Below are 18,115 nucleotides of genomic sequence, written 5' to 3'. Positions count from 1 at the left end.
TGCCCGACGATTGCCCCACGCCGGTCGTTGTGGCCCGCCCTGGTGCTGCCTACCGTCAGGTCATCCGATCGAGGCAGGACGCGCTGGGAGGCCGACATGGTTCAGGCAGGGGTATGGCGCAGGGCAGTCGCGGGGATCAGCATGCTGGGGGTGGTGCTGGCGGGGGCGACGACGACGGCGCCTGCGCTCGCGGCACCGGCGCCGGACGCCGAGGCCAAGATCGAGCAGGCGGTGCAGGAGGAGCTCGAGACGCAGGGGAGGACCGACTTCTGGGTGCGGCTGGAGGAGCGCCCCGACCTCACGCAGTTCGCGGGGGTGCGGGACTGGGCCGCTCGCGGCCAGGGGGTGTACGACGCGCTCACCAGCACCGCGACCGCCAGCCAGGCGGGGGTGCGCGCCAAGCTGGACGCCGAGGGGGCCACCTACGAGACGCACTGGATCACCAACGCGGTGCACGTGACCGCCGGGTCGGAGGACCTCGCGCTGGCCCTGGCGGGGCGCGCAGAGGTCGAGGGGATCTACCCGACCCGCACCTACGACGTGCCCGAGGTGCGTCCGGTGGAACCCACGGCGGTCGGTCCGGCAGCGGTGGAGTGGGGGATCGCCGACATCAACGCGGACGACGTCTGGAGCGAGTTCGGCGTCACCGGCGAGGGCATCGTCGTCGCGACCATCGACACCGGCGTGCAGTACGACCACCCCGCGCTGGTGGAGCAGTACCGCGGGAACAACGGCGACGGCACCTTCGACCACGACTACCACTGGTTCGACGCGGCCGGGGTCTCTCCCGAGGAGCCGGTCGACGTCGACGCCCACGGCACCCACGTCACCGGCACCATGGTCGGCGACGACGGTGGCGACAACCAGGTCGGCGTCGCCCCGGGCGCCCGGTGGATCGCCGCCAACGGCTGCTGCCCCTCCGACGACGCGCTCATCACCAGCGGGGAGTGGATGCTCGCGCCGACCCGGGTCGACGGCAGCGACCCCGACCCCGCCCAGCGGCCGCACGTCATCAACAACTCCTGGGGCTCCGGCATACCGTCCAACGACCCGTTCATGGAGGACGTGTCGCTCGCCTGGGCGGCAGCCGGCCAGTTCGGGGTCTGGGCCAACGGCAACATCGGTCCGGGGTGTGAGTCCTCGGGGTCGCCGGGGAGCCTGGTCGTCAACTACTCGGTCGGCAACTACGACGCCGCCCATCAGATCAACGACAGCTCCAGCCGCGGCGCGGGCCAGGACGGGGAGACCAAGCCCAACGTGTCGGCACCCGGCACCGCCGTGCGCTCCTCGGTGCCCGGCAACGACTACGCCGCGTTCTCCGGGACCTCGATGGCCTCGCCGCACGTGGCCGGCTCGATCGCGTTGCTGTGGTCGAGCGCGCCGCTGCTCGTCGGCGACCTCGAGGCGACGAAGGACCTGCTGGACGGCACCGCCGTCGACGCCCCGGACGACCAGTGCGGTGGCACCGACGAGGACAACAACGTCTTCGGCGAGGGACGCCTGGACGCGCTCGCGCTGGTGGAGGCCGCCCCCCGCGGCGACACCGGGTTCGTCGAGGGCACCGTGACCGACGCCGCCTCCGGCGACCCGCTGGGCCGTGCGCAGGTGAGCCTGGACGGCCCGCTGGAGCGTGAGCTCACGACCGACGCGGAGGGCAGGTACCGCGCCCTGGTGAGCGCCGGCGACTACGCGCTGACCGCCTCGAGCTTCGGCTGGGTCTCCGAGAGCGCGGAGGTGACCGTGCCCGTGGACGGCACGGTGGTGCAGGACTTCGCTCTCGACCAGGCGCCGACGGGCACCCTGAGCGGGACCGTCAGCGACGGCTCCGGCCAGGGCTACCCGCTCTACGCCAAGGTCTCCGTCGGGGGCACGGCGCTGACGACGTTCACCGACCCGCTCGACGGGAGCTACGCCCTGGACGTCCCGCTGGACACCCCGGTCGTGGTGCGGGTCGAGGCGCAGTACCCCGGCTACACGGTCGTCTCCGAGGAGGTGTCGCTCGAGGGGGACGAGACGCTGGACGTCAGCATGCTGGTCGATGTCCTCACCTGCGTCGCGAACGGGTACGCCGCCAGCTCCACCGGGTTGACCGAGTCCTTCGACACCCTCGAGCTGCCGGACGGGTGGACCGTGGAGGACAACCTCGACAACGGCCAGGTGTGGACCTTCGACGACCCGGGCGGGATGGGGAACCTCACCGGCGGCGAGGGCGGCTTCGCCGACGTCAACAGCGACTTCTACGGCCCGGACGGCAGCCAGGACACCTCCCTGGTCTCCCCGGTCGTGGACCTCACGGGGCAGACCACCCCCGTCGTCGCCTTCAACCACTTCTACGTCGAGCTCGGTGACACCGCCGACCTCGACGTCAGCATCGACGGCGGCGACACCTGGACCACGGTGAAGACCTACACGGGTGAGCAGATCGAGGTCAGGGACACGGTGCCCCTGCCGATGGCGGCCGGGCAGAGTCAGGTGCAGGTGCGCTGGCACTTCTACGACGCCAACTGGACCCTCTGGTGGCAGGTGGACGACGTGCTGCTCGGCAGCATGTCGTGCGACCCGGTCGGTGCGGGCGGGTACGTCGTGGGCGCCGTCTCCTCCGGTGTCGACGGCGACCCGGTCAGCGGCGCGACGGTGGCCAACCTGGACTCCGGCGACTCCGGCATGAGCAAGGACACCCCGGCGGACGAGGGGCAGGACGACGGCTTCTACTGGCTGTTCAGCTCGCTGGCCGGCACGCACCCCTTCGAGGCGACCGCCCGCAGCTACAGCCCGGCGCGGCAGGACGTGGGCGTGCCCGACGAGGGCGCGGTCCGCGCCGACTTCACGCTGGAGGGTGGCGTCCTCACGGTGGACCCGGGGTCGATCAAGACCGACGTCAGTCTCGGTGAGGCGCAGACCCGCGACCTCACGGTGAGCAACGAGGGCACCGGCACCGCACAGGTGGAGCTGCGGGAGGTGGGCGGTGACATGACCATCCTGCGCGCCGACGGCTCCCGTCACTCCGCCGCCGACGCCCGGGCTGCCGAGGGGGCGCCGGTGCGGACCGCCGACGTCGCGGCCTCCTTCGGCGCGGCGCCCGGGGCGGGGCAGGCCTCCCCGTCGCCCCGCGCTCCCCAGGAGGAGCCGTGGACGGAGCTCACGCCCTACCCGACCGGGATCATGGACCACCGGGTCGTGGCCCTCGACGGCCAGTGGTACGTCGTGGGCGGCAGCGACGGCTCCGAGCCGACGGACGCCGTCTACCGCTACGACAACGCCGCGATGGAGTGGGTTGAGGTGGCGCCGCTGCCGATGAGGGTCAACGCGCCGGCGGCCGGCGTCGTCGGTGGGCAGATCGTGGTGTCCGGCGGGTGGGACGACACCGGCACGACGACCGGTGCCACCTTCGTCTACGACGCGGAGGCCGACGCCTGGACCCAGGTGGCGGACAACCCGTCCGTGGTCTCGGCCGCTGGTCAGGGGGTCCTGGACGGACGGTTCTACACGGTCGGCGGGTGCACCACCGGCGACTGTGCGCCCGCCTCCCCCGCCGTCACGGCCTACGACCCGGGGACCGACTCCTGGGAGGAGGTGGCGGACTACCCGGAGGGGACCGCCTTCACCTCGTGCGGTGGTGCGGAGGGCCAGCTCTTCTGCTCCGGTGGCGTCGACCCCGGCACGGGCGCCAGCTCGGCGGCCACCTACGCCTACGACCCGGTGGGCGACACGTGGTCCCCGGTCGCGGACGCGCCGAACGACCACTGGGCGGCGGCCTACGCCGCGGCCGACGGTCAGCTGGTCGTCAGCGGCGGCGTGCAGCAGGGCGACCTGTCCAACGAGACCTTCGGCTACGACCCGGCGGCCGACACGTGGGTCGACCTGCCGAACGCCAACGTGCCCAGCTACCGGGGAGCGGGGGCCTGCGGCTTCGTCAAGGTGGGGGGGTCCGACGGTGGGACCGCCGTCGACGTGGTCGAGCTGCTGCCCGGGTTCGACGAGTGCTCGGACGCCGGGGTGGACGTGCCGTGGCTCTCGCTCTCCCAGACCGAGCTCACCCTCGAGCCGGGCGAGTCGGTGACCGTCCAGGTGACGACCGACGGAGACGTGGCCCAGCCCGGTGCCTACACCGCAGGCGTCCGCGCCACCGGCGGCGTGGCCGGGAGCGACCCCACCGCGGAGGTGACGATGACGGTTCAACCGCCGGCGACCTGGGGCAAGCTGACCGGTCTCGTCCAGGGCGAGGACTGCGAGGGCGCCACGGACCCGCTCGGCGGGGCCGTCGTGGACGCGACCCCCGAGCGGGCCGACCAGCCGCGCTGGCGCATGGTGACCGACGCGGACGGCCTCTACGCCCGGTGGATCGACACCCGGGTCGGTGACCTGGAGCTGCTCGCCTCCGCCGCGGCGCACCTCAGCGACAGCGCCACGGTCAGCCCGAGACGCGGTGAGGTCGTGGAGCAGGACTTCGCCCTGCTCCACGAGGACTGCGGCACGCCGCCCGGGCCGGTCAACCCCGAGGTCGAGCGGATCGCGGGGGAGGACCGCTACGGCACCGCCGTCCTGCTGTCGCGGACCTTCGCCCCGGGGGTGGAGGCGGTCTTCGTCGCCACCGGCGTCGACTACCCGGACGCCCTGGCGGCAGCCGCGCGGGCCGGCAGCATCGGTGCGCCGGTGCTCCTCACCACGTCCGACCGGCTCCCGGCGGCGACCGCCGGCGAGCTGGAACGGCTCGACCCGCAGGAGGTCGTCGTCCTCGGCGGTGACGGCGCGATCGAGGACGCCGTCGTCGAGGCGATCGAGGAGTCCGCCCGGGTGGACGCACGCCGTCTCGCGGGGGAGGACCGGTACGCCACGGCAGCGCTCGTCGCGGCCGAGTTCGGCACGGCGGACACGGCCTACGTCGCCACCGGCCGGGACTACCCCGACGCGTTGGCCGGCGCGGCCCGGGCGGGTCGCTCCGACGCGCCGGTGCTGCTCGTGCGGCCCGACGCGGTGCCGGCCGCCACGGCGGCGGCGCTCACCGACCTCGGTGTGGACGAGATCGTGCTGCTCGGTGGTGAGGGGGTCGTCGACGACGAGGTCGAGACCATGCTGGAGGAGTGGGGCGAGGTCACGCGGGTGGCCGGTCCGGACCGGTATGCCACGGCCGCCCTGCTGGCGGGGGCGGACGAGACCCGCGCCCAGGTGTTCATCGCCTCGGGGCAGAACTGGCCGGACGCGTTGGCCGGGGCGGCGACCGCCGGCGCCGTGGACGCGCCGATGCTCCTGGTCCGCCAGGACTCGGTGCCCCCGTCGACCTGGACGACGCTCGAGCGGCTCCAGCCGGCCCTCGTCAGCGTCCTCGGTGGTGACGGCGCCGTCGCCGACGACGTCCTGGAGCAGCTGCGGACCCTGGAGTAGGGACCACCGGACCGGCAGCCCGACCTGGCCCCCGCCCGGTCGGGCTGCCGCATCTGCGCGGCGGACGGCATACGCTGACCTCGTGCCGAAGAATCCTCGTGACGACAAGCCGCTCGACGACACCGACCAGGCGCTGGTGCGCCTCCTCGAGCTGGACGGGCGGATGTCCAACGCGATGCTGGCCCGGGAGGTCCGCGTCGCCGAGTCCACCTGTCTGGTCCGGGTGCGCTCGCTGCGCGAGCGCGGTGTCGTGCGCGGTATCCATGCCGACATCGACCCGGTGGCGGTGGGGAGACCGGTGGAGGCGATGATCGCCATCCGCTTCGGCGGGCACCGGCGCGCGAACTTCGAGGAGTTCACCCGCGAGGTGCCGCAGCTGCCCGGGGTGCTGGGGGCCTTCCACGTCTCCGGGGCCATCGACTACTACGTGCACGTGGCGGTCCCGAGCGCGGACGCCCTGCGCGACTTCGTCCTCGACCACCTCACCAACCGGCCCGGGGTCCTGCACGCCGAGACCAGCCTCATCTTCGAGTCGCTGCGCGGGCACGGCACCATGACGGCTGCCGACGAGGCCCCGGCAGAAGAGGCTTGACCCTCACGCTCCGTGAGGCTGCACGCTGGGGCACGTGACGCAGATGACGGCGCAGGAGACGTGGACGGTCGGCCAGGTGGCCGCCGAGGTCGGCGTGAGCATCCGCACGCTGCACCACTACGACGGGATCGGGCTGGTGGTGCCGGGTGGGCGGAGCCTCGCCGGGTACCGGCTCTACACCGCGGGCGACCTCACCCGGCTCCAGCACGTCGTCGTCTACCGCCGGCTCGGGTTCGGGCTGGAGGAGATCGCCGAGCTGCTGCAGCAGGACGCCGACGTCACGGCGCACCTGCGGCGGCAGCGGGCGAGCGTCACGGACCGCATCGGGCAGCTGCAGGAGCTGACCCGGTTGATCGACGCAGCACTGGAGGACGAGATGAGTGGCAACCAGGTCAGCCCTGCCGAGCTGAGGCAGATCTTCGGCGACGGATTCGACGACGACTACGCGACCGAGGCGGAGCAGCGCTGGGGCGACACCGACGCGTGGCAGCAGTCGGCGCGGCGCACCCAGGGGTACTCCGTCGAGCAGTGGCAGCAGGTCAAGGACGAGCAGGACGACCTCAACGCGCGCTTCGTCGCGGCGATGCAGGCCGGTCACGAGGCCGGCTCGGAGGTGGGCACGGCGCTCGCCGAGGAGGCCCGCCAGCAGATCTGCCGCTGGTTCTACGACTGCCCGCGGGAGATGCACGCCGCGATCGCGCAGATGTACGTCACCGACCCCCGGTTCACCGCCTCCTACGAGGAGATCGCCCCGGGGCTGGCGCAGTACGTCCACGACGCGGTCGTCGCCAACTCCGCCCGCGGGTGAGGTGGGTCGCCGGCCCCCGACGGGTGGCCGGCGACCTCTTGTGCGGTGCGCGTGCCCGGCGGGACAATGCGTCGCACGCGCCGGACGTGACCGGTGGGTGAGCAAAGGAGCTGCCATGTCCGAGGACACGTCGAAGGTCTCCGTGGTTCCTGGAGAGTGGAGCGGTGACGTGGCCGGGGTGGCCGCCACGGCCGGGGTCATCGCCGCCGTCGTCTCGACCTGGATCTTCACGCGCGCGGCGGCCCGGATCGAGCTGACCGAGGCGGCCGGGGTCGTCAAGGACTCCAGCTGGGTCGACGGCTCCTTCGCCCAGCGGGCTACCGTCCTCATCGTCCTGCTCGCACTGTGGGTGGCCAGCCTGGCCATCATCGCCGCTGGTGTGCTGGCCGTCATCGAGACCCGCGCAGTGCTGAAGAAGCCCACGGAGGACCGATCCGCGGCCGAGGTGGAGATCCACGGCAGCACGATGAGCCGCCGGAGCCTCGGGGCAGAGACGGTCAAGGCCGCCTCGGTGCTCGTGGAGAAGTTGACCAGGGCGCGAGGCACGGTCGTCCTGGGGGTCGCGGGCATGGTCATCGGTGTGGCTGCGCTGGCGTCGATGGTGAGCGTCCTGTCCGGTGACGGCGGGGGCGCCGTCGCGGACGACGCCACGCAGACGTCCACGCCGACGACGCAGGACGGCGGCGGCCAGACCCAGGCGCCGGTTCCACCCGGAGACGGGGCCACGAGCACGGCGGGCACCTCAGGAGGCGACGAGTAGATCCCAGCGGGCGAGGCGGCCGGGCACCTCTGGCCGACGGAGCGCCAGCGCCTAGCGCGGGCGCGGTGCGCTGTGGACGACGGTGGGCACGTCATACCGGTCCCGTAGGCTGCTCACGTGACCGAGCCGACCCCGCCCAGCGCCACCGGACGCGGTCGTGGGCGGGGTCTGTTCATCGCCGTCGAGGGTGGCGACGGGGCTGGGAAGTCGACGCAGTCCGCCCGGCTGGGGCAGTGGCTCGAGGCGCAGGGGTATGCCGTGCTCCACACCCGCGAGCCCGGTGGCACGGCGCTGGGGCGCACCCTGCGCGAGCTGGTGCTGCACGGCGAGGACGGGTCGGTGTCGCCGCGTGCGGAGGCGCTGATCTTCGCGGCCGACCGGGCCCACCACGTCGCGACCGTCGTCCGCCCGGCCCTGGAGCGCGGCGAGGTCGTCATCACCGACCGCTACCTCGACTCCTCGGTCGCCTACCAGGGAGCAGCGAGGGCCCTGGGCCACGAGGAGGTGCGCGAGCTATCGCTGTGGGCGACGCAGGGGTTGCTGCCCGACCTGACCGTGCTCCTCGACGTCAGCGCCGAGCGGGGCCGAGCCCGCCGCGGCCGGGTCCACGACCGGCTGGAGCGCGAGGCCGACGACTTCCACGACCGGGTCCGTCAGGGCTTCCTCGACCTCGCCGCCCGCGCTCCGGAGCGCTATCTCGTCCTCGATGCGCACGAGGACGCCGGCCGGTTGGCCGAGCAGGTGCGCGAGCGCCTCGCCCCGCTGCTGGAGGGGGCGCGGTGAGCGTCTTCAGCCAGCTCGTGGGCCAGCCGCGGGTCGTCCAGACCCTGCGGCGCGCCTCCGGCGACCCGGCGTCCATGACGCACGCCTGGCTGTTCACCGGCCCCCCGGGATCGGGCCGGTCGGTCGCGGCGCGCACCTTCGCGGCCGCCCTCCAGTGCGAGGAGCAGGCCGGGGGTCCCGAGCAGGTGGGGTGCGGGCGGTGCCAGCCGTGCCGGATGGTCATGGCCGGAAGCCACCCGGACGTGCGCATCGTCGACACCGAGCAGACCTTCATCAAGGTCGACGAGGCGCGCGCGCTGGTGCTGGAGGCGCAGGCCCGGCCCAGCCTGGGTCGGTGGCGGGTCATGGTGGTCGAGGACGCCGACCGGCTCAACGACTACTCGGCCAACACGCTGCTCAAGTCGCTGGAGGAGCCGACGGCCCGGACCGTGTGGATGCTGTGCGCCCCCTCCCTGGAGGACGTCCTGGTGACGATCCGCTCGCGCTGCCGGCACGTGCGGCTGGGCACCCCGTCCGCGGGCGCGGTGGCCGACCTGCTCATCGAGCGCGACGGCATCGACCCGGCGATGGCGCACTACGCCGCGCGGGCGGCCCAGAGCCACATCGGCATCGCCCGACGCCTGGCGACCGACGAGCACGCGCGGGCCCGCCGCCGGGAGATCACCGGCATCCCCCTCACGCTGGGCTCCCTGGGGGACGCCCTGCGGGCGGCGCAGGACCTCGTCGACGAGGCCGGGGAGGGGGCCAAGGCCACCTCGGCGGACCATGCCGAGGAACAGCGGCGCGAGCTGCTCGAACAGCTGGGCGCAGACGCCTCGGCGCGCACCCAGCCGCCCTCGGTGCGCGCCCACCTGCGCCGCCTCGACGACCGGCTCAAGGCCGAGGCGAAGCGGCAGCAGCACGACAGCATCGACGCGGCGTTGACCGACCTCGCCTCGGTCTACCGCGACGCGCTGCTCGTGGCGACCGGTGCGTCCGTGGACCGGATCAACGCCAGCGAGCCGGAGCAGATCGAGCGGCTCGCGCGTTCCTTCACACCAGAGGGCCTGCTCGGGGCGCTGGAGACGATCGGCGAGGCGCGCCAGCGGCTCATCGCCAACGGCGCGCCGCTGCTGGTCCTGGAGGCCATGATGATTGGGTTGCTCTTGCCCCGGGGGTGAGACCAGACGGAAAAGGGACACACCACGTGCGAACCTCGATGACGGCCAAAGCGGTCGCCGGACTCAGCGCGCTCGCGCTGCTGGCGGCCTGCAGCGACGACGCGCCGGGGCCGGAGACCCCCGAGGACGGCAGGGCGACCTCCTCGCAGGGCGGGAGCGAGGGCGGTGAGCCGGTCGCCACCTCGACCCCGGCCGCCGGCGAGGCGCCGGAGGGCCTGGAGGACTACTACTCCCAGGAGCTGGTGTGGAGCGCGTGCGAGGGCGACTTCGAGTGCGCCTCCCTCACCATCCCGCTGGACTACGCCGAGCCGCAGGGGCAGACGATCGACCTCGCCCTCCTGCGCAGCCCGGCCGGCGCAGAGGCGCAGGGGTCTCTCGTGGTCAACCCGGGTGGCCCGGGTGGCTCCGGGGTCGACTACGCCATGAGCGCCGGTATGGCGATCTCCGCCCCGGTGCGCGAGGCCTACGACGTCGTCGGCTTCGACCCCCGGGGGGTCGCCCGGTCCGCGCCCATCACCTGCTTCGACGACCAGCAGATGGACGAGTTCCTCTCCGCCGACCCCTCCCCGGACGACGCCGCCGAGGAGCAGGCGTCCCAGGAGCTCGTCGAGGAGTTCGCGCAGGCCTGCGGCGCCAACGCCCCCGACCTCCTCGGGCACGTCTCCACGGTCGAGGCCGCCCGGGACATCGACGTGCTGCGCGCGGCCCTGGGCGATGAGGAGCTGACCTACTTCGGGGCGTCCTACGGCACCTTCCTCGGCACGACCTACGCCGCGCTCTTCCCCGACCGGGTGGGGCGCCTGGTGCTGGACGGCGCCATCGATCCCGAGCTCACCGGCCTGGAGATGGGGCTCGGGCAGGCCGAGGGGTTCGAGCGGGCCACCCGCGCCTACGTCGAGGACTGCGTGGCCGGCGGGGAGTGCCCGTTGGGCTCGGACGTCGAGTCGGCCATGGCGCGGATCCCCGCCTTCCTCGACGAGCTGGACTCCGCCCCGCTCCCGGTCGGGGACGACGCGGCCGGCGAGCTCACCGAGGGCTGGGGGATGTACGGGATCATCGTCGCGATGTACGACCAGAACGCCTGGCCGATCCTGTCCCAGGCCTTCGACCGCGCGTTCCAGGGCGACGGCACGCTGCTCATGTACCTCGCCAACCTCTACGCCTCCCGGGGCAGCGACGGCAGCTACGACGGCAACGGCATGCAGGCGATCTACGCGGTCAACTGCCTCGACCGTCCGGCCGGTTCCGACGGCGAGGACCTCGACTCGGAGGCGGTGGAGCAGCAGTTCGAGGAGGTGTCCCCGACGTGGGGGCGCTACCTGGCCGGTGAGGGTGCGTGCGAGTACTGGCCGGCCCAGGCCAGCGAGACGGTGGAGGACTACTCGGCGCAGGGAGCCGACCCGATCCTCGTCATCGGCACCACCCGCGACCCGGCCACGCCGTACGAGTGGGCCGAGGGGCTCGCGGACACCCTGGACTCCGGCGTGCTGCTGTCCTACGACGGCGACGGCCACACGGCATACGGCCGCTCCAACGACTGCGTCGACGACGCCGTGGACGCCTACCTGCTCGAGGGGACCGTCCCCGCGGACGGCACCACCTGCTGATCGGGACCGGTACCCGGCGCCGGTCGGGTCCACCGGCGACGGGCGACGCCCCCGACCGTGGGTCGAGGGCGTCGTGGGTGGTGCTGGAGAGCCGCCTGGGGGAATCGAACCCCCGACCTATTCATTACGAGTGAATCGCTCTGGCCGACTGAGCTAAGGCGGCGCGTCGCCCGCCGGGCAACTCGACGAGGATACCCGACCGGGTCGGGGCCTCCCAAACCCGCGACCCCCGGGGGACGGGCTCCGTGGAGTCCTCCACCGGGGGTCGGCAGGGTGCGGGTGCGGCGCTGGTCACCGCGCCCCTCGGCTCACTCCTGGTCGGCGACCATCCGCAGGGTGAAGCGGCTGTCGCCGCCCTCCTCGGTGACGTTCGACATGCCGACGGCGGCGAGCTTCTCGAGCGCCGTGCGGGCGTTCTCGTCGGTGACCTCGGGCAGGTAGTACTGCTCGAAGGGCGCCACGTCGACGAAGAAGGTCGACTGCGCCTCGCCCGCGTCGGCGACCGCCCGGGTGAAGAGGTCGGTGTCGCCCAGCGACTCGCCGCCGCCCTCGGCGACCGCGTCGACGTAGGACTGGTCGGTGCCGAGCGAGAGCGTGCCGTCGTCGTCGCGGACCACGAGCACCCCGGCGCCCATGCCGTTGTCGTCGAGCATCTCCCGGGCCCGGTCGGTGTCGGTCGTGGCGCGGTAGACCAGGGGGAGCTCCGGCACCGAGGGGTCGGTCTGGGAGATGCCCATGACGGCGTCCACGATGCCCGGACCGACGGCCAGGGTCATCGACTCGCCGAGCAGGACCTTGAGGTCGTCGGGGAGGGAGAAACCCTGCTCGGCCGCGGCGTCCGAGGCCTGCTGCAGCTCCTCGGCGTAGTCCTCGCTGTAGAGGTCCCACAGCGACTGGACCATCTCGTCACCGTGCTCCAGCGACATCGCTACGGCGGTGTCGGCGGGGAGCTGGGTGACGAGGTTGTCGGCGTTGCCGCCGGCGGGCAGCGACTCCATACCGGTGACGTCCCGGCTGATGCCGTGCATCTCGATCGCGTCCGCGGTGAGCCGCACGGTGGCGGCCATGCGACCGGCCACCTCGGGCCGCTCGGCCCCCATCCCGAGCTGGTCCTGGGTCATCTGCAGGCTCGGGTCGTAGGCCGCGGGGTCGATCTCGTCGGTCTGCGCGAGGTCGGCCCACATCGCCATGACGCCGGGCTCGCCCAGGTCCTCCATGTCGGTGGTGAAGTTCTCGTTGTCGGCCAGGGTGCCGGCCTCGGCGGCGGAGCGGACGGCCTCGATGGTGTCGGCCTCGCTGAAGACCACGTAGTCGCTCTCGAGGTAGTAGCCGACCTCCTCCGAGCTGTCGGCGACGTGCTCGTCGAGGAAGGCCATCGCCGCGTCGCCGTCCTTGACCTGCAGCGCGACGGCGACGACCGGCTCCTCGCCCTCGCCGGCCCCCATGACGACCATGCCGGCGCGGTCCCCGAGCCAGGGCTCGATGTCCTCCTCGAAGGACACGTCACCGGGGACGTCGCCCTCCTCCTCGATCTGCTCCCACACCCACTCGCGCCACTCGCCGTTGGAGAGGCGCTCGTCCATCTCGGAGTCCAGGCCCTGGAAGAAGCGCACGGCGGCGACCTTCTGCCCCGCCGAGGGGTCCAGGTCGACCTGCGCGTAGGCCGCGACCTCGCCGGGCAGGACGCTGTCCGGACGGTCACCCCCGCCACCCATCATGAGCGCGAACGCCGTGCCACCCCCGACGACGGCGGCCGCAGCGACACCCCCGCCGATGAGCAGCCACGGCGTCTTGCGCCCGCCCTCGTCGACCTCGCCGGTCGTGTCGTTCACCGTTGTCATCGAAATCCCCTGTCGTGTGCCGCGGTCACTCCGCGGGCGTCGTCGTCGCCGGCCGGTGGCCCGTGCGGGAGCCATGGTACCGCGCGCGGCACGGGTGTCCGCCCCGTGCACCGCTACGACGACGGGCGGGCGCCGATGGTTCCGCTCGGCGCGACGGGTGGACGGGGTGAGGTGCGCGTGGCGACCCCGCCCGGGGGGCGTCAGGGGCCGGAGGTCAGTGCTGCGGCATGGGCCAGCGCGCGGTCGACATGCCCTCGTCCTTGGCGCGCTTCACGGACTCGAGGTAGCACTGCTCGGCCTCCTCCCGGCCGGCCCAGTGGGCGCCCTCGACGGACTTGCCCGGCTCGAGGTCCTTGTAGACCTCGAAGAAGTGCTGGATCTCCAGCCGGGTGTGGGTGCCGATGTCGTCCAGGTTCTGGATGCCCAGCTTGCGCGGGTCCTCGGCGGGCACGCAGATGATCTTGTCGTCACCACCGGCCTCGTCGCGCATGTGGAACATGCCGATCGGTCGGGCGAGCACCAGGCAGCCGGGCCAGGTCGGCTCGTCGAGGAGCACCAGCGCGTCCAGCGGGTCGCCGTCCTCGCCGAGGGTCTCCTCGATGTAGCCGTAGTCGGCGGGGTAGCGGGTCGCGGTGAAGAGCATGCGGTCCAGCCGGATCCGGCCGGTCGCGTGGTCGACCTCGTACTTGTTGCGGCTGCCCTGCGGGATCTCGATCGTCACGTCGAACTGCATCTGCTGCTCTCTTCGGCTCGGGGACGGCATAGGCTCGGCCCCCAGTGTCCCTCATCCGGGGGGTCCGGGACGACGGAGGTCGAGCACGTCGGTGGAAGGTCTGCGCAGCACCCCCCGCAGCACACGGTATGCCCTCGCCGGGGTCACCGCGCTCGCGGTCGCCCTCGGTTCGCTCGCGCCCGGGACGGCCGGCCCGCGCGCCGCCGCCTCCGAGCAGGTCGGCGCCACGGAGGACGCGCCGGCGCAGGACCGGGCCACCACCACGACGGACGCCGCGCCGTCCCCGGGCGAGGTGCGCCCGCGGATCGCGCCCGCCACGGAGCCCCTGCGGCCGGTCACCACGGCGCCGGTGCCGGACCGCGGCGCCGTGTCCGGGCAGATCAGCGACGAGCTCGACAGCACCTGGCTGGGCGGCACCACCCGCCGCGCCGTCGCCATCCGCGACGCCCTCACCGGTGAGCCGCTGGGCGACCGCTACTCCTCCCGTCTGGTCACCCCGGCCTCGACGACCAAGCTGCTCGCCGCCGCGGCCGTCGTCACCGGGCTGCCGGGGGACCACACCTTCACCACGCGGGTGGTCGCGGGCGCCGACCCGGGTGAGGTGGTGCTCGTCGCCGGGGGGGACATGCTGCTCGCCGACGGCGCCGGCGACCCGGAGGCCGTGGCCGGGCACGCCGGGATCAGCGACCTGGCGGCGCAGACCGCGGCCTCGCTCGGGTCCGCGCAGGAGGCCGGCGAGGCCGCTCCCGACGGACCGGTCCGGGTGAGCCTGGACCTGACCTACGTCGAGGGTCCGCACGCCATGCCCACGTGGATCGACCGCTGGCTCGACGAGGGCTACGCCGGCCGCATCGTGCAGATCGGCCGCTCGGCCGACCGCGCCCGACCCTTCAACCCCTCGCCCCGCGCGCCCGAGCAGCAGGTGGCCCGGGTGTTCCGCGAGGCGCTCGCGGAGGAAGGCGTCGAGGTCGAGGGCGCCGGGGACGACGACGCCCGGGCGGAGGAGGTGCAGGTGGCGCCGGACGCCCGCGAGCTCGCCACGGTGGAGTCCGCGGCGGCCCGCGACGTGCTGGCGCTGGCGCTGGCGACCAGTGACAACGCCATGGTCGAGCAGCTGGCCCGACAGGCCGCGGTGGCCGACGGCGAGGCGGCCGACCAGGAGTCGGTCACCGCCTGGATCCGGCAGACGATGGTCGACGACTACGGGCTGGACATGACGGGGGTCCGCCTCACGGACGCCAGCGGGCTGTCCGAAGGCACCCTCATCCCGGTCGCCGCCGTCGCCGACGTCCTCGTGGCCGGCGCCGACGGCTCCCACCCCCGGTTGCAGGAGGTGCTCGCCGCGGGCGGCCTGCCGATCGCCGGCTACACCGGCACCCTCGCCACCCGGTTCCACCTCGAGGTCCACGACCCGGCCGTCGGCAACGCCCGCGCCAAGACCGGCACCCTGCCCGGGGTCAGCTCGCTCGCCGGCACGGTCGTGACCCGCGACGGGCGGCTGCTCGTCTACGCCCTGACGGCCGACGACATCGACCGGGGCTCCGCCGCGATCGAGGCGGCCTCGGTGCTGGACGAGGTGGTCGCCGACCTCGCCCGGTGCGGCTGCTGAGCATCCCGGGTCGCCGCGGGGGCGAGCGAGCGCATACCGTCACCGCATGAGCGAGCATCCCGCCCCCACCGACGACGTTCCCCTCGACGACGTGCGGGGCAGCGCCCTCGTGGACTGGGACTTCGCCGCCGCGGCCGCCGCGCGGTTGGCGCCCCCCGGGCCGCGGGCGAGCCGGCGCGAGATCACCGAGCTGGTCACCGACCTGCGGTCCGCCGCCGCGCGGGCCGTGGACCCGGTCGCCACGACCGCCCGGCTGTCCACCCCGCCCGGCACCCCCGAGGCGCTGGTGGTCGACCGGGCCGGCTGGATCCGCGCCAACTGCGCCTCGATGGACGCCATGCTCGCCCCCGTCCTCGACGAGGTGGTGCGCAAGAAGCGGGCCGCCGACCGGGCCCGGGCACAGCGGGCCGGCCGGGAGCTGCCGGACCTGGGCGCCACCTCGCAGGCCATCTCGGCCAAGGTCACGGGCACCGAGGTCGCGGGTCTGCTGTCGTGGATCTCGACCAAGGTGCTGGGCCAGTACGACCTCTCCCCGCAGGGCACCCCCTCCCTGATGTTCGTCGCCCCCAACATCCTCGCGGCCGAGCGCGAGCTCGGCGTGGACCCCGGGGACTTCCGCCTGTGGGTCGCCATGCACGAGGAGACCCACCGGGTGCAGTTCACCGCGGTGCCCTGGCTGCGCGAGCACGTCATCGAGCGGGCCCGCAGCATGGGCACCCGGATCATGCCCGAGCCGGAGGACCTCGGGCAGCGGCTCAGGGAGATCGCCGGCGCCCTCCCCGACGTCATCCGCGGCGAGGCGGACATCACGCAGGTCGTCGCCACGCCCGAGCAGCGGGAGAAGCTCGCCGAGGTCACCGCTGTCATGTCCCTGCTCGAGGGTCATGCCGACGTGGTCATGGACGAGGTCGGGCCCAGCGTCATCCCCTCGGTGGCCGAGATCCGCCGCCGGTTCACGCAGCGGCGCAAGGGCGCCGGCAACGTCGACAAGCTGCTGCGCCGGCTGCTCGGCATGGAGGCGAAGATGAGGCAGTACAAGGACGGCGCGATCTTCGTCCGGGCGGTCCAGGACCAGGTCGGCGTGGAGGGGTTCAACCGCGTCTGGACCTCGCCGCAGACCCTGCCCCGGCCGACCGAGATCGCCGACCCGCAGGCGTGGGTCGCCCGCGTCCACGGCTGAGCCGGTGCCCGGACCGCCCCCGGCCCTGGCGGACGCGCGCGTCGCGGTGCGCCGGTGGCTGGACGGCAGCGGCCTGGAGCGGGGGTCGCTGGTGCTGCTCGCGTGCTCCGGCGGGGCCGACTCGCTGGCGCTGACGGCGGCGACCGGCTTCGTCGCCCCCCGCGCCGGGTATGCCGTCGGTGCCGTCGTCGTGGACCACGGGCTGCAGCCCGGGTCGGCGGACGTGGCCCGGGAGGCTGTGGACCGGTGCCGGTCGCTGCTCCCCGACGGGTCGTCCGTCGAGGTGGTACGGGTGGCGGTCGCGTCCTCGGGCGCCGGTCCGGAGGCGGACGCGCGGAGGGCGAGGTACGCCGCGCTGGCCGACGGGGCGCGACGGCTCGGCGCCGCGGCGGTGCTGCTGGGGCACACCCGCGACGACCAGGCCGAGCAGGTCCTGCTCGGCCTGGCCCGCGGGTCCGGCGCCCGCTCGCTGGCCGGCATGGTCGGCCGGCGGCCCCTGGGCGAGGGTGTGCTGCTCGGCCGGCCCCTGCTCGGGCTCTCCCGGCAGCAGACCTCGGACGCCTGCGCGGCGCTGGGCCTGGCGCCCCACCGCGACCCGCACAACGAGGACCGCCGCTTCGCGCGGGTGCGGGCCCGGCAGGCGCTCGCGGGGCTCGAGAGCGACCTCGGCCCGGGCCTGGCCGGCAACCTGGCGCGTTCCGCCGACCTGCTGCGCGACGACGCCGACGCGCTGGACGCGCTGGCGGACACGGCATACCTCGACCTGGGCGAGCAGCCGTGGGGTGCCCCGGCTCTGGCGGCGCTGCCCCGGGCGGTCCGCACCCGGCTGTGGCGGCGGGTGGCGCTCGAGCAGGGCAGCCCGGGCACCGACCTCACCGGGGAGCACCTGCGGGCCGTCGACACCCTCGTCACCGACTGGCGCGGGCAGGGACCGCTGCACCTGCCCGGCGGGGTCCGGGCCTCCCGGACGGGGGAGGGGGTGCGGCTGCAGGGTGAGGCATAGTTGGATGGTCCCGGACGCGGGTGCGTGACCGCCCGGGTCGTCAGCGCCGGACGACGAAGGAGCAGGCTGCGTGGACGCACAGCACATGGGTGAGGACCTGGCCGAGGTGATGTACACCGAGGAGCAGATCCAGGGCCGCCTCGCCGAGCTGGCCGAGGAGGTGTGGGCGGACTACCACGACAAGGACGTGCTCCTCGTGGGCGTGCTCAAGGGCGCGATCATGGTCATGGCCGACTTCATGCGGGCGCTGCCCGGCTCGGCGGAGATGGACTGGATGGCCGTCTCCAGCTACGGCTCCGGCACCAAGAGCAGCGGGGTGGTGCGGATCCTCAAGGACCTGGACACCGACATCACCGATCGGCACGTGCTCATCGTCGAGGACATCATCGACTCCGGCCTGACCCTGTCGTGGATCAGCGCGAACCTGCGCTCCCGCGGCCCGGCGAGCCTGGAGATCTGCACCCTGCTCCGCAAGCCGGAGGCCGCCAAGGTGGAGATCGACACGAGGTACGTCGGCTTCGACATCCCCGACGCGTTCGTCGTGGGCTACGGCCTCGACTACGCCGAGAAGTACCGCAACCTGCGCGTCATCGGCACCCTGGCCCCGCACGTCTACAGCTGAGCAGGACGGTCGGCCCGTCGGCGGGGCGGGACACC

The 18,115-nt window shown here is 73.7% G+C and carries 13 protein-coding genes and 1 tRNA gene; 11 read left to right on the top strand and 3 right to left on the bottom strand.

What is annotated here, in order from left to right:
• Positions 1 to 96: 96 nt before the first annotated feature.
• From Q0795_RS15115 to Q0795_RS15085, 7 genes are all read left to right on the top strand, one after another.
• Positions 97 to 5,382 (top strand): cell wall-binding repeat-containing protein, encoded by a 5,286-nt coding sequence (locus tag Q0795_RS15115; RefSeq protein ID WP_298891009.1) that lies wholly within the window; start codon positions 97 to 99, stop codon positions 5,380 to 5,382.
• A gap of 82 nt (positions 5,383 to 5,464) precedes the next feature.
• Positions 5,465 to 5,974 (top strand): Lrp/AsnC family transcriptional regulator, encoded by a 510-nt coding sequence (locus tag Q0795_RS15110; RefSeq protein WP_298891007.1) that lies wholly within the window; start codon positions 5,465 to 5,467, stop codon positions 5,972 to 5,974.
• Between the two features lie 43 nt (positions 5,975 to 6,017).
• A complete protein-coding gene (locus Q0795_RS15105; protein ID WP_298891025.1) occupies positions 6,018 to 6,782 on the top strand; it encodes a MerR family transcriptional regulator in 765 nt (254 codons plus the stop codon).
• A gap of 115 nt (positions 6,783 to 6,897) precedes the next feature.
• The gene (locus Q0795_RS15100) at positions 6,898 to 7,542 is read left to right on the top strand and encodes a hypothetical protein (protein ID WP_298891005.1); all 645 of its coding nucleotides are present in this window, start codon (positions 6,898 to 6,900) and stop codon (positions 7,540 to 7,542) included.
• A gap of 117 nt (positions 7,543 to 7,659) precedes the next feature.
• Positions 7,660 to 8,325 (top strand): dTMP kinase, encoded by a 666-nt coding sequence (gene tmk, locus Q0795_RS15095; protein WP_298891002.1) that lies wholly within the window; start codon positions 7,660 to 7,662, stop codon positions 8,323 to 8,325.
• Positions 8,322 to 9,485: a DNA polymerase III subunit delta' gene (locus Q0795_RS15090; RefSeq protein WP_298891000.1), complete on the top strand. Its 1,164-nt coding sequence runs from the start codon at positions 8,322 to 8,324 to the stop codon at positions 9,483 to 9,485. The genes tmk and Q0795_RS15090 overlap by 4 nt, the downstream gene beginning before the upstream one ends.
• 38 nt (positions 9,486 to 9,523) lie before the next feature.
• Positions 9,524 to 11,092, top strand: a complete 1,569-nt coding sequence (locus Q0795_RS15085) for an alpha/beta hydrolase (protein WP_298890998.1) — start codon at positions 9,524 to 9,526, stop codon at positions 11,090 to 11,092.
• 89 nt (positions 11,093 to 11,181) lie between these two features.
• Here the strand turns inward: Q0795_RS15085 and Q0795_RS15080 are convergent.
• The 3 genes from Q0795_RS15080 to Q0795_RS15070 form a co-directional block, all read right to left on the bottom strand.
• Positions 11,182 to 11,255: transfer RNA gene (locus Q0795_RS15080), tRNA-Thr, on the bottom strand.
• Positions 11,256 to 11,400: 145 nt separating this feature from the next.
• A complete protein-coding gene (locus tag Q0795_RS15075; protein WP_298890996.1) occupies positions 11,401 to 12,924 on the bottom strand; it encodes a hypothetical protein in 1,524 nt (507 codons plus the stop codon).
• A gap of 223 nt (positions 12,925 to 13,147) precedes the next feature.
• On the bottom strand, positions 13,148 to 13,666 hold the full coding sequence (locus Q0795_RS15070; RefSeq protein WP_298890994.1) for an inorganic diphosphatase: 519 nt from the start codon (positions 13,664 to 13,666) through the stop codon (positions 13,148 to 13,150).
• A 91-nt stretch (positions 13,667 to 13,757) separates the two neighbouring features.
• Between Q0795_RS15070 and Q0795_RS15065 the strand changes: the two genes are divergently transcribed.
• The 4 genes from Q0795_RS15065 (at position 13,758) to hpt (ending at position 18,080) form a co-directional block, all read left to right on the top strand.
• A complete protein-coding gene (locus tag Q0795_RS15065; protein WP_298890992.1) occupies positions 13,758 to 15,275 on the top strand; it encodes a D-alanyl-D-alanine carboxypeptidase in 1,518 nt (505 codons plus the stop codon).
• A gap of 46 nt (positions 15,276 to 15,321) precedes the next feature.
• On the top strand, positions 15,322 to 16,455 hold the full coding sequence (locus tag Q0795_RS15060) for a zinc-dependent metalloprotease (protein WP_298890990.1): 1,134 nt from the start codon (positions 15,322 to 15,324) through the stop codon (positions 16,453 to 16,455).
• Between the two features lie 4 nt (positions 16,456 to 16,459).
• A complete protein-coding gene (gene tilS / locus Q0795_RS15055; RefSeq protein ID WP_298890988.1) occupies positions 16,460 to 17,458 on the top strand; it encodes a tRNA lysidine(34) synthetase TilS in 999 nt (332 codons plus the stop codon).
• 70 nt (positions 17,459 to 17,528) lie between these two features.
• Positions 17,529 to 18,080 (top strand): hypoxanthine phosphoribosyltransferase, encoded by a 552-nt coding sequence (gene hpt / locus Q0795_RS15050; protein WP_298890983.1) that lies wholly within the window; start codon positions 17,529 to 17,531, stop codon positions 18,078 to 18,080.
• The last annotated feature ends 35 nt before the right edge of the window (positions 18,081 to 18,115 follow it).

Origin of the sequence: uncultured Serinicoccus sp., from assembly GCF_947487915.1 — a bacterium.
Lineage (GTDB): Bacteria > Actinomycetota > Actinomycetes > Actinomycetales > Dermatophilaceae > Ornithinicoccus.
The sequence above is the reverse complement of the archived record's forward strand: the minus strand, read 5'-3'. Positions and strand labels throughout refer to the sequence as shown.